Here is a 15,384-nt window from a genome sequence, read left to right as displayed (position 1 = left end):
ACAATTATAATATATAGTCATACACATATATAAATGTTTCGCTGATATCTGGCTTGAACTGGCTGTGTATGACTCTTGAAATCACCCCCTCAAGTTCCCTCTTCTCAGTGAGGCAAAAATTCCAAAGAAGCAGAGTCCAGCAAAAATTATCAACACTGTTTTCATGGTTGTGATGAGGTTTGGTATCTGAGCCGCGGTAATTTCCACCTTACCAATGAAAATAGCCACACAGAGCATCGTGATTGCTAAGCTCGTCATCTGCCCGACAATTCGCATTGTTGCAATTGTAGCGGAGGCAAGACCATATTGCTTTCTTTCTACGGAGCTCATTATTGCATTTGCGTTTGGCGAGGAGAAAAGCCCGAGACCAACTCCAAAAAGAGCAAGCACTGGCACCACAAGAAAGAGCGATGTGGAGACATCAACCATTGCAAGCGAAATCAGAGCAAGGAATGTGCAGCCCATGCCTGCAGAAGAAATGATTCGTGGCTCAATTCTGTCAGACAACCTGCCAGCAACGGGAGCGACTGCAGTCATCACAAGGGCCTGGGAAAGAATGATAAAGCCAGCACTCTGAGGCGAAAGTCCTTTTGCATACTGAAGGTATAAACTCATCAGGAAACCAACACCTGCAGTGGCTGCATAATTTATGAATGTTGCCAAACTGGAGTATGAGAATACAGTGTTCTTTCTGAAAATCCTGAGGTTGATTAATGGGTGTGCACTCCGCAGCTCAAAGCTAGCAAACGCTCCAATTCCGAAAATCCCTAGAACGAGAAAGTAAATGCCATTTCCATCGGAGAGCTCGGAAAGTCCGACTAGGAGAAACACGAGAGCAATGCCATAAATAAAAGAGCCAGCAATATCAAATTTTTCCCCTTTTGCTGGGTTCAACTCAAATTTGAGATAAATTATTGCAAGCACTGCAACAATGATGCCAAGCACAACATTGAAGAAGAAGATGCTCCGCCATGTGAAATGCTGGGTAAGCACACCCCCAAGTACTGGCCCAAGCGATGCACCTAGATAAACTGAGCCAGTGTTAATCCCGAGCACTTTGCCCCTCTCCTCAAGTGGGAAAACAGAGGAGAGAAGGGCAACACCAGTGCCGAAAATCATTGCACCGCCGAAGCCCTGAATAACTCTGAAGAGGAGGAGCATGCTAGTCGTGTTTGCCACAGCACATAGAAAAGAGCCGAATGTAAATATGAGGATGCCAGCAATGAAAAACTTTCTTCTCCCATGTATGTCTGCAAGCTTTCCTAATGGAAGTAGAAACACAGCTGCTGCAAGCAAATAAATTGTGGGAATCCAGGTTAGGGTTATTGCATCTGCAGCAAAATCCTTGCCAATGGACGGAAGTGCTAAATTTATTGAACTTGCCATAAACGGCGTGAGAAAGGAGGAAAGCGTGGTGGTGAGAAGCAATATCCTTTTGTTTGGTTGCATTGAACACCTTAACCATATGGTAGATTAAAGAATTCCGCTACTTTAATGGCTTCCCTCCTTTCTTTATCTCCTCTATTTGCCAGTCCTCAAGAATATCTGGGTTTATTACACAGATTATCTTAGCATTGTATCTTGCCGCACATTTCCTGATTTCCTCAAGCATATCAGGTACAGAAATTGTGGAGTAGAAATAATGTGCCAGCAAATCATCAAATCCTTCGAGAAGTACAACTGCCCTTTCTTCCTGCGAAACAAATTTTTCAATGAGAAAAGTGAACATCCGCATTTTGTCCTCGTCCAACGGGTTCAAATCCCCATCCTTTGCCAGCAGAATTACCCTTGCCGATTTGTGGATTTCCTCGGGAATGTTTGGGTCCGTGGTAACGAAAAGTGCACTTCCCAGTGCCTGAGCAATCCCAAAAAAATATTTCCTAGCATAATCCCCGTCAGTGCACCAAAAGTAACCTGTTTCCAATTTTTTAGACCTGGGAAGTTTTACAGAGAACCGAATAAGTTGATGATATTTCAGAAATGTGTGGAGCATCAGTACGCCAGTAATTGCAAACGGGATTGTAGTAAGAGGATATATGTCTTCGGTACCAAGAAGTGGAGGTACATAGCCAGTAAGTGTAGCACAACAGAGTGAAATCGCAAGGGCAATTCCTATAATTCTTGCTTGGCTTCTCCCGGCACTTGACTGTAATTTAAAAGAACTTTTTTCTAGCAGCCATATCGCAATTATAGTCCCTAAAATGGTATAAGTTCCCCATACATACATTCCCACTCCGAAGTCAGCACCCCAACCCGGCTCATAAACAATCAAACCTTCAACAAGAAAATTCGTGCCTGCTGAGAGGAAAGCAGTAATAGCACTCACCACATAAAGCAGGCCGATCCCGGCCCTGGGAACATTGTCCTGATGAACTGGGAACTCAGATGCAAAATGCACAAGGGTAGCAGGTAAAAATGCACCTGCAATCGCAATAATTTTCAATCCAAGAAGTGCAATTTCCATGTCGTTGGGAGGCGGACCCGCTGACCTTTCAATAAGTTCTCCTAAACTCCACAGAAAGAACAAAAATGCATAAAGAAATGCGGAATAGTGAATGCTAGTCCTTAATCTAGCAAAGCACACAAGCAGGGCTGCAAATATTGATATGGCAATTACTGGGGGTATCGCATACCATGTCAGCATCAACTTTTCCACATCCTTTTAGACCTACCTCTACTCTTCAGCACTTTCTGTATAGCATTTCGGTATTTGTTATTTTCCTTTCTCCACCATTACAGCACCAGTGGTAGCAACAGGACTGAGAACAGCAGTCCCAGTCCCATCACCGCCGCTGCACCCCCTATATAGAAGTAGGAGGTATAAACCTTTCTAGTGTCTCCACCATCTGCAAAATACATTTTGTAAAGCTCAAGATAAGGGATTATACTCCGCCGATACCAGCCCTCAACCACCACCGTCTTGCCCACATGTCGTTCTGTGCCAAAGATTCCTACGAAGAAATCTATCAGTTTTGAAATCTGATGATAGTCAATCAACAGCAACCCTGTGTCATCGTCAAGTTTCATGTCCTCGGAATAGAACAAACCAGGTATTCCACGCCCAATAATCCTTCCTTGCAATCTTACTGGAATCCCCTTTATCGGTGATGCCTTCGGATTTTCAAGCAATGACACCACTTCACTCTCCTTGAATCTGAACGGATAGGCATAGCCAAGAAGGTACCCGACTCCCCATAGACCCACCATAAACATGAAAAAGGCACATCCAAACAGAAAAGTCCAGGCAAGTTTCTGAGTGGTGAAGCCATGGCTCCAGCCATACCACATCAACAGCACTCCACAAACAATTCCTAGAATCACTCCACCATACTTTGCAAAAATGTCCTTCAGGAAATCATCCCAGTAACACTCTGGCTTCTTGAGTTTAAAACTCACAAGAGGTTTCTGACCCATTTTTTCAGCCATCTCTCCAAGTTTTTTAAGTCGTTTTGCTGGCAGTGGATGTGTGGAATGGAGTTCGAGCCACCATGCCCAGGGATTCCAGAGGTCCCATGCCATTGCCTTCTGGATTGTTTCTGTTGAGTAATTCCCGTAGGCATCTGCACTCATTGCAGCGAGTGCCCTTGCACTGTCAGCATTGAAGATGCCAAGTGTGGAAACATGTTTTCGATGGCCTTTTTCTGATGCTTCACCCAGTCCCTGGGTCGCCATCCCATAGGCAATCTTCAGAAGGGCTGAGGCAAGAGCATTTGGTTTCCTGGTGCTTTCAGCAGCGAACTCATCTGCGTAGTACTCTCTGTACCTGCTTATCAGGAGAGCAATAAACTGCGAAAGAATGTATATCAGATAGGAAAATGCTGCAGTAATGAGAAACACAATGGCTGCCTGGCCTCCACTTTTTTTACCCTTTGGCACATACCTCAATGCTTGGATTGAAGCTCTTGCGATTATATAGAAAATCAGTGGAATTGCAGAGACAATTGTCATCACCACAAAATCATCGTGAACAATGTGGCCCATTTCATGGGCTAGAACTGCTTTGGTTTCTTCAATGTCGCAGTATTCCAAAACACCTCTTGTAATTGCAATTCTAGCATGGTTCTTTGTCCAACCGAAAGTAAATGCATTTGGATTCAGGTCGTCTATTATGCCTATCTTGGGGACATTAATTCTTTTGCGTGTGCACACATCTGTGATGTAGGTTCCGATTGCAGGAGGAAGTGCCTCCAGAGATGTCCACTCAATTTTGTAAATCCAGGAAAGAATGAAAGGAGAGATAGCCCACTGCAGAAACACCATAAAAATTGCGAATGTCAAGGGAATAATCAGGAGCCAGATACCTTGTATAAATCCGAAGTATTCTAGAACTGCAATGAAACCCATCCCTATTGCAAATACAAGTCCAAACAGAAGGGCGAGTGCGAGTGCCATTCTTGTCCTTAGGCCCATCTCACCACCAAAAATTATTATTCTATTATTCTATTTAAACCTTTTTTTATGACTTCCGGCAGTTGCTCAATCATATCAGTGGGAAGAAGTGAGTAACCATATTTTTCAAATGCAGCATCGCCAGCAAGCCCAGAGATGAACGCACCTAACCTTGCAGCTTGGTATGGTGTGCAACCTTTTGCAATAAGACCAGCACAAATTCCAGCTAAAACATCACCAGTGCCGCCTACAGTCATTCCGGGATTTCCTGTTCTGTTGATCTTCACATGTACTCCATCTGAAATCACATCCACAGCTCCTTTCAAGAGAATCGTGCAACCAAGTTCTTTTGCTGCTTTCTGCACAATCTCTTTTCGAGAATCCAGCTCTTCTGGCACTTTTCTGCCACTTAACTCTGAGAATTCGCCAGCATGGGGAGTAACTAGAATCTCAGATTTTGGTTTTGTTTCTCTGAGAATAGAAATTGCATCTGCATCCACAACCATTGGTTTCTCAGATGCGGAAATAAATTCCTTACATGTCCCAAGCATTTCCTTTTCCTTGCCGAGTCCAGGTCCTACAACAATGACATCAAATTTTTTGTGGAGGTCTATCAGGAACTCAATCCTTTTGTCTGCCTCTTCTGGCATCCTATGCACGATCAAGAAGGGCGAGTAATTTCTGAGCACTGGATATGCCTCCTCCTGGGTTGCTATATGGACGAGGTCAACGCCAGTTCTGTACGCAGCCATTGCCACAAAGTATGGAGCACCGGTGTAAGGGCCTCCCCCGATGACCAGCACTCTACCGTTATCCCCTTTATGGGAATTTTTATCTGGCACCTTATAGAGCATGAACTCTCCAAAGTTTGTTTCAGTTTCTGCTTCAGGAGGAATTCCAATAGGCATCACAACAATCTCGCCAGAATTTTTTTCGGTCATTCCCTCTTTCACATCGTGAAAAGTGACAGTAAGTGTTGGTTTCACAGCCAACATGTGTGGGAATCCACTGGGTACATCTACAGAAACAATCTTTTTTCCAGATGCATTGATTTTCTCGATAACTTCTGCATACTTTCCTTCAGGCATCCTAGTTAAGCCAGTACCAAAGATTGCATCTACAATGAGCTCTGTCTTCCCTAGCAAACTATCAATTTTCTCCCAACTGACTACATCGCAGGTTTTTCTACAATTCCTAAACTGTTTTTTCGCGATTTCTGACTTTATCTTTTCAGGGCGTTCCATGAGACAGACCGTGACATCGTTGGTCTTTCCGAGTATTGTAGCCATTGCAAACCCATCGCCACCATTGTTTCCAGTACCACAAACCACAAGAATTTTTTTTGCATAAAATCGCTGCAGAATTACATCTGCAACAGCTCTACCAGCATTAGCCATTAATTTCTCTCTACTCACTCCCAAACATTCTGAGTTGATGTCAAGAACACGGAATTCAATTAAGGGACGCATGATAAGAAGAAAGTTTAAGGTGCTTTTATTGCATCTGCTGCCTTCTGCATTTCTGAAAGCACCATATTCAGGTCTTTTGTGGAATCCACAACACAGATTAAGAGTGCTTTCTTCCCTGCACCTAGAATTATAGTTCTGGTATCTGAACTTTCTATCACTATCCTTTCAGGTGTAGCACGTTTAAGCTCAGACGTGGCAGTTATGCTTGCTCCTAGGATTGTAGCGCACATAATTGCAAATGTCTCTGTATAAACTCCTGGTGGCATCTCTGCAGCAATAACAAGCCCATCTCTGCTCACCACCGCTACTGCAATTGCTCCAGTGCTTATTTTCAGAGTTTTTACCACTTCATTCATATTCACCGGCATTTTCATTCCTCCCCTATATTGCCTCTATCTTAAATACACATTTGTCTTTCCCTGTGCTTTCACATTCAACTTCCACACAATGGACTTTGGTGTTGTAGTACACCTCATAAACCTGTCTTATCAGTCCTCTGAGTCGATGACATGTTGGGATCTCAGATGGTGTGACTTCAATTGAGCCCTTCACTATTACTTCGTGTTCCTTAAAGGAAATCTCATCCACCCAGCCCCTGTTCTTTATTAGCATCTCCACTATTTTGAAGTAGTTTCCCTTGTCCTTCATGGCTTCATTTGCAATTTCTGCGCCAAATATTGCCCCTTCTCTGAAGAAAAGTCCATGACAGGCATGAGACATCACGCCTTCGTAGAGTTCCTTGATTTTCACCAGTTCCGCCTGTGAAATTCTGACGAACTTCATGTTACCATGAAATCGCAAATCAAATATAAAGTTTTGCTTTCATTTCGGGAAAGGATGGATGAGCGAGGTATCCGATAAGGAATAAATACACCAAAAATATTGCCCAACCATGGGAACGCGACGCTCATGGCATGCAATGACCACGATTGAGATAATGAAGGAGTTAAAAACTTCTCTGGATCAGGGCCTCACATCTCAGGAAGCAAACAGGCGATTGTCAAAAGGCAAAAATCTGCTTGCTGAGAAAAAAAAGGAACATCCAGTTATTAAATTTTTGAATCAGTTTAAGAGCATACCTATTATCATGCTCATAGTTGCTGCAGTCATTACCGTTCTTTTGACAATTTTTACAGAAGAAAACCATCTTTCTGATACTGCAGCTATTATTATTGCAATCACGATAAATGCAGTAATGGGCTACATGATGGAAGCAAGAGCAGAGAAGGCCATGGAAGCCCTTAAAAGAATGACTGCTCCTAAGACCAAAGTAATAAGAGATGGTAGATGCCAGGAGATTCTTGTGGAGAATGTGGTGGTAGGGGACATTGTTGTGCTGGAAGAAGGAGACAAAGTGCCTGCAGACCTTCGTCTCATAGAAACCACAAATGTAGAAGTTGACGAGTCAATGCTCACTGGAGAAAGCGTTACAGTCCAGAAGGATGCTCAGCCATGCTCTGAAGATGCTGAAAAATGGGATAGAAGGAATTTGGTATATATGGGAACAATCCTAGCGAGAGGCAGGGCAAAGGGAGTAGTGGTTAATACAGGAATGGCAACAGAACTTGGAAAAATTGCAAAGCTGGTGCAGGAGAGTGAAGGAGAAGAAACCCCACTACAGAAGAGCATTGATACACTGGGCAAGCAGATTGGTTACATTGCGATTGCAATTTCCGCACTCCTCTTTTTCACAGCAACAGCAATCTCTCAAACACATCTTTCTCAGAACTTTTTGCTTGCGATAAGCTTAGCTGTAGCAATAATTCCAGAAGGTCTTCCAATTGTGCTTGTCGTTACCCTGGCAATAGGTATGCAGGTGATGGCAAAGAGGAATGCAATTGTGCGCCGCTTGATGTGTGTAGAGACCCTTGGTTGTACATCAGTAATTTGTACTGACAAAACAGGCACCCTTACAAAAAATCAGATGACTGTGAAGGAAGTTTTTGTGGATGGCGAGCTTCTGGTGGTAAGTGGCACAGGGTATGAACCAAAAGGAGAAGTTGAGAGATACAATGAGCACAAGGAGACCCTTCAGTTGTTGGCAAGAATTGGTGTGCTCTGCAACAATGCAAACCTGATGGAAGAAAAAAATGTTTGGACGGTAATAGGAGACCCAACAGAAGGGGCACTTCTTGCACTTGCTGGTAAGATAGGGCTTGTACCGAAACAATACTATACAAAATACAAACGGATTTATGAAAAGGTTTTTGACCCTAAGAAAAAGATAATGAGTACAATAAATGAAGTAGATGGTAAAAAAGTGGTTCACATCAAGGGTGCACCAGAGGTTATTCTTTCACTTTCTACAAACATCTGGCATAATGGGAAAGTTTTGCCACTTTCTGCCGAACTCCGTGCAGCTATAGAAAAGGCAAACAAACGGATGGCCTCAATGGGTTATAGGGTTCTGGCTCTAGGTTATAAGGAAGTAGGGCAAATCCCAGATGATGTGGAAGAACTGGAGAGCAACATGACATTCGTAGGGCTTGTAGGAATAATAGACCCTCCGAGGCCAGAAGTGAAGGAAGCAATCAAGACATGTCATGAAGCAGGAATTAAAGTGGTAATGATAACAGGAGACCAGAAAGACACTGCAATAGCAATTGCAAAACAGTTGGGAATCTGGAGTGGAAAAATTCTTACAGGCAGTGAACTTGAGAAAATGAGCGACGATGAACTTGCTAAAATCGTGGAAGAAGTCAGTGTCTATGCCCGTGTGCAACCAGAAATGAAGTTGAAGATTGTTCGTGCATTCAAGAAACGAGGTCATGTAGTGGCAATGACTGGCGATGGCGTGAACGATGCACCTGCCCTTGCAAATGCAGACATAGGGATTTCTATGGGAATTACTGGCACAGATGTAGCGAAAGATGCAAGTGGAATTGTGCTGGCCGACGACAACTTTGCAACAATTGTGAAAGCAGTTGAGGAAGGAAGAAAGGTTTATGAAAATATTAGAAAGTTTGTTAGGTACCAGATAACTACGAACATCGGGGCAACGACACTCGTTTTCCTTGCAATTTTCACAGTTCCTGGTGTGATTCCGCTTTACCCAGTCCAGATTCTATGGGTTAACATACTGATTGATGGTCCACCTGCTCAAGCTCTAGGACTGGAACCTGCGACAAAGAAGATTATGAAGCACAAGCCCAGAAACCCGAAAGAACACATTCTTTCAAAAGAGATGGTATCCGCAATTCTCGTGAACGGGCTTGCAATGGCGTTTTTAACGCTTTTCGTATTCTGGTATTCCTACAATTTTGCACCTGCAGACTACATGGGCAGCCAAATTACCAGAGAGGCCTATGCCCAGACAATGACCTTCAGTGCATTTGTCATATTCCAGATGTACAGTGCACTCAACTGCAGGAATCTGCGAGAGTCCCTGTTCAGTTTGAAAATGAACAATCGTCTGTTGTTGATAACAATAGTCCTTGCAATACTACTTCAGGTTTTTGCGGTCTACGCACCATTCATGAATTCAACATTTCGAACGATTCCTATCAGAACAATTGACTGGCTGACTATCTTTTTGCTTGGAATCATTCTAATCTGTGTGGATGAAACTCGGAAGTATTTAATGCGAACTCTCAAGGAGGAAGTATGAGCATTACCAACATAGGGATGGACATATACTTCTTTTTGTTGCTTCTAATTTTATTTTTTGCGTTTTTTGTTAGCCCTTTTTTCTCAGCGTTTGCAAGTACAGACCCTAGAAGGAAATCTGAGCCACTTGGGATTACAGGTGTGTTTGCACGAGTGGTAAGGCAAAGGAAAGAAGCGTTGCTTGTGTGGGGAATTTTAGCGTTTGCGGATTCGCTCCTGGCCACTGCCTTTCTTTACCTTATACCTACGCTTTCGTTGCCCATTGCGTTTCTTGGAATTGGGTGCCTTCTCTTCGTTTATGTGGTGGAAATCCATGGAATCAATGTAATTTTTGGAAAAGAGGTTGTTAAAAATGGAAATTAATGCTGACTTACACATTCACAGCCGCTATTCCGGAGGTACAAGTGATGTGATGAATATGCGGAATCTGGCGAAGGGGGCAAGCCAGAAAGGAATAAATTTGATTGGCTCAGGGGATTGTCTCCACCCTAGGTGGCTTGAAGAAATAAAGGCACTAAAAAAAGTGGATGAAGGCACTTTTGAGATTGGGAATTTGAGAGTAATTTTAACTTGTGAGGTAGAGGACAGTGACAGGGTTCATCACCTGCTAATCTTCCCTTCAATTTCAAAGGTAGAGGAATTCTCGGAAAAGATAATCTCAAAGGTCTCAGACCTTATGACCGATGGGAGGCCAAGATTTCATGGCAACGGTGCTGAGATTGCAGAAATCGCAAAAACATGCAATGTGCTCATTGGTCCCTGCCATGCTTTTACGCCATGGACTTCGGTGTATGCTGCATTTGATTCGCTGAAAGAGTGTTACGGAGACCTCGTGGACTATGTTGGCTACATTGAGCTAGGGTTAAGTGCAGACACCTCTTACGCTGACAGAATTGCAGAACTTCAAAACATGACATTCCTCACAAATTCCGATGCCCATTCTCCTTGGCCCCTTCGCCTAGCCAGAGAATTCATGCGTATGGAGGTAGAAGAACCGACTTTTGAGGAGGTGGGTATGGCCCTTCTTCGCAAGAAAGGCAGGTGCGTTGTGCTGAATGTTGGAGTACCACCAGAGGAAGGAAAATACAATGAAAGTGCCTGCATAAAATGCTATACCCATTACACGCTAAATGAGGCAAAGAGAAAAGGATGGAAGTGCAGATGTGGAGGAAGAATAAAGAAGGGTGTTCGAGATAGAGTTGAGGAACTTGCGACTTATCCAGAACCTAGGTCGCCTTCACATAGACCGAAATATATTCACATAATCCCACTTACGGAAATAATTGCCAAGGCATTGGGGAGTTCTCCAAACAGCAAAAAGGTTATAGAAATCTGGGAAGGATTAATCAGCAAGTTTGGTAATGAAGTGAGAATATTGATTGATGCAGAAATGGAGGAGATAAACAGAGTAGCACCGCTGGAGGTTGTTAGGGCAATTGAGGCGTTCAGAGCAGGGAAGGTTATTGTTAAACCCGGTGGTGGTGGGCAATATGGAGAAATCGTAATTCCAGATGTGGAGGTCAGTACTCAGGAAAATCTAGAGGAAGTCAGAACAACGAAAAGAGTGGAAGTGAAAAAAGGGAGAAATTCTCAGCCAACTCTTGACAGCTTTATTTGAGTGTATGCCCACACTCAGCGTTAGTTATATATTTGAGTTTTGTTATATTGGTTAGAAGGTGTGCCTCTAAATGACACCCGAAACTTCAGAAACCACGAAGTGTCCTTATTGCGGTAAAAATATTCCAAAGGACTCTACTATTTGTCCCTCTTGCGGAAAGGAACTATTTGAAGAGGTGTTTCTCTGCCCCAAATGCAACGGAGAGGTTGGAGAACTAGATGAAGTCTGTCCTCACTGTGGTGCTAGATTTGCTTCCTCGAAACCCACAAGCTTTTTGGAGACGGGTGGAAGTTACATCGCAGAGGATGAAAATCTTGCCTATAGGTTGTTCAAGGACTTACTAGATGCTGGATTTGCAGGATTATGTCTCACAAAAAGCAATCCTAGAAAGATTAGAAAGAGGTACAATGTAAACATTGAGGAAATATACTGGCTTACATCAACATTGACCAAGGAAAAGACCTTGGACCCGCAGCGATTGGAGTTTGAGATGACTTACATCATCGGTGAATTTGTTAAAAACAATTCAAAACCAGCAATCATTCTGGATGCAATCGGACTTCTCATAACAGCCAACGGTTTTGAAAAGGTGATTGATTTTGTGAAAGGTGTAGTTGACATGGTTTCAGTGAACAATGGTGTGTTCATTGTCCATGTTTCACCGATTGTCCTGAGCAAGAAGGAAATTGAGACATTGAAACAATACCTGGAGGTTATAGATTATAAAAAAGCCGGAATAAGTGAACCCAAAGGTGAGGAGGAAGAGGAGGAAGAACTTGTGGAATCTGAAGAGACAAAAAAAGAGAGTTTTGAACTCATCATGCAAAAATTCCGATTACTTTCAAGTGAGGCAGAAAAAGAAGAAACTGTAAAAAAGAAAAAGGTGGTGGAAGAAATGTCGATAAGAGTGAAAGTGCGTGATGCTGAGACAGGTGCTTCGCTGGACATGGAACTTGAGCCGGACAACACAATAGACGAGATCATAGAAAGTGTGGGAACCTACTGGGAAAAGAACATTGGTGTGTATGTGCTCCGCAAGGGAAAGCGCATACTTCGTGGTGAGACCAAGGTGGAGGAAGCAGATATAAGAGACGGGGACTTAATGGAGCTTATACCTGACCCAGAAGGCGGATGTTGAGAGGGGGAATCAGATGTGCCGCTTCCTATCGAAGTATTGAGGCAAAGATTGTATAATGAAATCCTTACGTGCAAGAAAGAGCTAAGGCACATACTCTCTGTTTCAGACAGTAGCTTATCCAACTTTCCGATAGAAATAGACCTCACATTTGTGAAAACGCCTGGACCATTTCTCTGGGAAGGTAAAGTGACTACTAGATATACCCACAAAGTGAAAATTATTATTACGGCTCAGTATCCATATCAGAAGCCGATTGTAAGATGGCTCAGTCCGATATTTCATCCGAATATAATGCCCCCACATGAAGGAGGCTATGTCTGTACCAAGCTGTTCGACACATGGACCCCACAGTCTACGCTCTTAATGTTCATAAAGGGACTTGAGACACTTCTTTCAAATCCTAACCCAGGCAATCCTCTTGGTAGTGAGGCATGCCAGAAGGCCGCAGAGTATTTTGAAAAGCATCCGTACAAACCTCCAGTAATTGTAGAGAAGACAAAGACAGAACATGCTCCAAAGATAGTTGGAGGAGCAGAAGATGGCGAGGGAAAAGCCTAAGATTGTGGGCGAAAGCAAAAAAGAAATTTCGAATAAAGAACCACCACAGTATGAGTATTTAGCACCCCATGAATGGGCTTCAAAAGAAGGATTTGAGCTGTTCAAGAAAACAATTGAATCCTCAAAAATTTTTGATGTATATATTTCTAAGAATGCTGAAGAAAAGATTCTTCTCCATGCGATGAAGTACAAATCACAGACTCTGGAAGTAATGGGTTTTCTTTTGGGGGATGTGTATAAATACGATGGTAAAGTTTATGCAGTAGTGAGAGACATTGTGACATCAGATCTGGATGCTAGTGCTGTTCATGTGAAATTCGATAAGGAAGGATATGAGAAATTGTTTGAGCAACTAGATGAGATTCCTTTTGATTACATCCTTGTTGGTTGGTACCATTCACATCCAGGTCATACATGTTTTCTCTCTAGCACAGACATCTCAACCCAGACCAAGATGTTTCCACATGAATATCACTCTGCAATAGTTGTGGACCCAATAAATGAGGAGTTCGCTGTGTTTGGTGTTAAGGACATGGATTATTACCTCCGCCCTTATGCAATATTCTGGGAGGAATTACAGAAACCCTATGATTGTGGAAAATGGAAGACAGAGATGGGAAAAATACAGTACCCAGTTAAAAAGAAAAAAATGCTTAAGAAAAAAGAACATACTGATGACGAGACAAAAATTTGTCCTAGGTGCAAAGCGGAGGTTGGCTTTACAGAAGAAATCTGTCCGAATTGCAAATATGAATTTGAGATGCCCAGCATAGAAGACTCTTTGGCTACGTTGAGTGAGAAGTATAGAGAACTGGAGAATTTGAAAAACGAACTTGCTGAGAAAGAGGAAGCACTGAAAACAAAGGAAAGCGACCTTTATGTATGGGAAGAAGACCTTAAAATGCGAGAGAACAAACTTCAAGAGAATTACTCCGATATCAACAAGAAGATTGCAGAGCTTACAGAGTGGGAAAACTGGTTAAAAACAGAGGAAGAGAGAATCAAACAAATTGGGATTGAACTAAATGCAAAAATTCAGGCATTTGAAGCAATGTCGCAGGATTTCAGAAAGCGTGAGGAAAATCTTACAGTTCAAATGTATCAGCTGGAGATGGAACGAAATGCTTTGAACGCAAAGTTTGAAGAATTGAGGCAGTGGGAGGAAAGGTTGAAAGAAGCTCAAGAATACCCCCAGAACATTGCTACCATGCCCGCAGAAATGCAGAAAAAAATAGAAACGGATTTAAAGGAGTTGAGACAGATAAGGGAGGAAATAAGAATAAAAGAAAAAGAACTGAATTTAAAAGAAAAATGGATTCTCGATGCGATCCAGTCGCTCAAAGAAGAAACTGGAGAGAAGGAGAAGGTTGAAAAATTTATTAAGCTGATGGAAGAACTGGAAAGAGAGAAAAGAGAAGTTGATACAAAGGCGACGGAGCAAGCGATGATGGCAACGATGCTTGCTGAGAAGGAGAAAATAATTCGAGAAAAAGAAGAATGGTTGAAGGCAGAAGAGGACCGTGCTAGGGTTCTTGCTGCACAACTAGAGGAGAAAGAACGTCAACTTAATCAGATGTTAGCTGAAACATCTGCAAAGAGTGAGGAGCTAGATCAAACAAAAATTGCTCTCTCCAAAGCAATTGAGCAAACTAATGCGAAAGCAATTGAATTGAGTGAGACCCGAGAAAGATTGAAGAAGGAAGAGAACGATGTTATTCGTGTCAAGCAGGAACTTGAAGCTAGGAAAGTAGCAATAGAGGACAAGGAAAAAGTGCTCTACGAAAAAGAAGAATTTATTCGTGGAGAGGAAGAAAAACTGAAAGCGATAAATCTGAGATTGGCGGAGAAAGAGAAGGAGCTGAGGGAGAGAGAAGCAGTGATTTCTGAGCAAGAGAAAGCTATGACATTAGAGCGCGTGCAGATTGAGGAGGCGAGAAAGGAATACAATCAGCGTGTTGACAAGATCACAAGATATGAAGCAACTCTGACAGAAAGAGAAAGAGTCCTGGCTGAGAAAGAGGAGTATGTAGAAAGAAAAGTCATGGAAGTTGAGAGGAGAGAAAAGGAGATAAGTGAAAGGGAGGAGATAGTGAAAAAGAAGGAGGCTGAGATAGCTAAAGACCTTGCTGTTATTGATGAAATGGGAAAAGAATTTGCAGCTAGGAAGAAACAGATGGATGAACTTGAAGCAATGGTTAATACAAAGAAGGAGGAAGTGGAGAAAGAGAAGAAGAATGTTGAAGACATGCTCCACGAAATTGAATTGAAGACCCAGGCATTACTGGAGGAAAAGAATAACTTGGAGAATGAGAGAGAGACGCTTAAAAGGATGAGGGCTGAGCTTGAAACTGTGATAACCGAGTTGCTTGGGAAGAAGGTACCCCAGGAAGCGCTGAAAACTGAAATTGTGAAGGAAGTTGTGGAGAGAGTTGAAAAAGAACTTGCTCCTGCAGTAAAGAAATTCCTTGAGGTAAAATCCAATGCAGAAAAGGTGATGGAGAAGTTGAAAAAGCAAAAAGAAGAAATTCTTAAAGAAAAAGAAGAGGCAGAAGAAATTTTGAGGAAACTCGAGAAGAAGGGATTCAAAAAAGCACAGGGAGGTTAAG

The 15,384-nt window shown here is 42.6% G+C and carries 12 protein-coding genes; 6 read left to right on the top strand and 6 right to left on the bottom strand.

Annotated elements, in window-relative coordinates:
• Positions 1–81: 81 nt before the first annotated feature.
• From QXD64_03855 to QXD64_03830, 6 genes are all read right to left on the bottom strand, one after another.
• Complete coding sequence (locus tag QXD64_03855; GenBank protein ID MEM3396447.1) at positions 82–1,449, bottom strand: MFS transporter; 1,368 nt, start codon at positions 1,447–1,449, stop codon at positions 82–84.
• 37 nt (positions 1,450–1,486) lie between these two features.
• Positions 1,487–2,644 (bottom strand): histidine kinase N-terminal 7TM domain-containing protein, encoded by a 1,158-nt coding sequence (locus QXD64_03850; GenBank protein ID MEM3396446.1) that lies wholly within the window; start codon positions 2,642–2,644, stop codon positions 1,487–1,489.
• 89 nt (positions 2,645–2,733) lie between these two features.
• Positions 2,734–4,410: a zinc metalloprotease HtpX gene (locus QXD64_03845; GenBank protein ID MEM3396445.1), complete on the bottom strand. Its 1,677-nt coding sequence runs from the start codon at positions 4,408–4,410 to the stop codon at positions 2,734–2,736.
• 17 nt (positions 4,411–4,427) lie between these two features.
• On the bottom strand, positions 4,428–5,858 hold the full coding sequence (locus QXD64_03840) for an NAD(P)H-hydrate dehydratase (protein MEM3396444.1): 1,431 nt from the start codon (positions 5,856–5,858) through the stop codon (positions 4,428–4,430).
• 14 nt (positions 5,859–5,872) lie between these two features.
• Positions 5,873–6,226, bottom strand: coding sequence for a roadblock/LC7 domain-containing protein (locus tag QXD64_03835; GenBank protein ID MEM3396443.1), 354 nt, complete (start codon positions 6,224–6,226; stop codon positions 5,873–5,875).
• Positions 6,227–6,239: 13 nt separating this feature from the next.
• Positions 6,240–6,641, bottom strand: a complete 402-nt coding sequence (locus QXD64_03830) for a V4R domain-containing protein (GenBank protein ID MEM3396442.1) — start codon at positions 6,639–6,641, stop codon at positions 6,240–6,242.
• A gap of 109 nt (positions 6,642–6,750) precedes the next feature.
• Here QXD64_03830 and QXD64_03825 point away from each other — a divergent pair, with 109 nt between their 5' ends.
• The 6 genes from QXD64_03825 to QXD64_03800 all read left to right on the top strand — a co-directional run bounded on the left by QXD64_03825 (position 6,751) and on the right by QXD64_03800 (position 15,383).
• Entirely contained in the window at positions 6,751–9,465 is a 2,715-nt protein-coding gene (locus tag QXD64_03825) for an HAD-IC family P-type ATPase (GenBank protein MEM3396441.1), read from the top strand.
• A complete protein-coding gene (locus QXD64_03820) occupies positions 9,462–9,827 on the top strand; it encodes a hypothetical protein (GenBank protein ID MEM3396440.1) in 366 nt (121 codons plus the stop codon). Before QXD64_03825 ends, QXD64_03820 begins: the two co-directional genes overlap by 4 nt.
• On the top strand, positions 9,817–11,082 hold the full coding sequence (locus QXD64_03815; GenBank protein MEM3396439.1) for a TIGR00375 family protein: 1,266 nt from the start codon (positions 9,817–9,819) through the stop codon (positions 11,080–11,082). Before QXD64_03820 ends, QXD64_03815 begins: the two co-directional genes overlap by 11 nt.
• Positions 11,083–11,152: 70 nt before the next feature.
• Entirely contained in the window at positions 11,153–12,220 is a 1,068-nt protein-coding gene (locus tag QXD64_03810; protein ID MEM3396438.1) for a DUF835 domain-containing protein, read from the top strand.
• 15 nt (positions 12,221–12,235) lie between these two features.
• A complete protein-coding gene (locus QXD64_03805; GenBank protein MEM3396437.1) occupies positions 12,236–12,778 on the top strand; it encodes a ubiquitin-conjugating enzyme E2 in 543 nt (180 codons plus the stop codon).
• Positions 12,759–15,383 carry a hypothetical protein gene (locus QXD64_03800; GenBank protein MEM3396436.1) on the top strand — a complete coding sequence of 875 codons (2,625 nt, stop codon included), beginning with the start codon at positions 12,759–12,761 and terminating at the stop codon, positions 15,381–15,383. The genes QXD64_03805 and QXD64_03800 overlap by 20 nt, the downstream gene beginning before the upstream one ends.
• The last annotated feature ends 1 nt before the right edge of the window (position 15,384 follow it).

This window comes from Thermoplasmata archaeon (genome assembly GCA_038874435.1).
Taxonomy (GTDB): Archaea; Thermoplasmatota; Thermoplasmata; order Lutacidiplasmatales; family SKW197; genus SKW197.
This window is presented reverse-complemented; position numbering and strand designations above follow the sequence as displayed.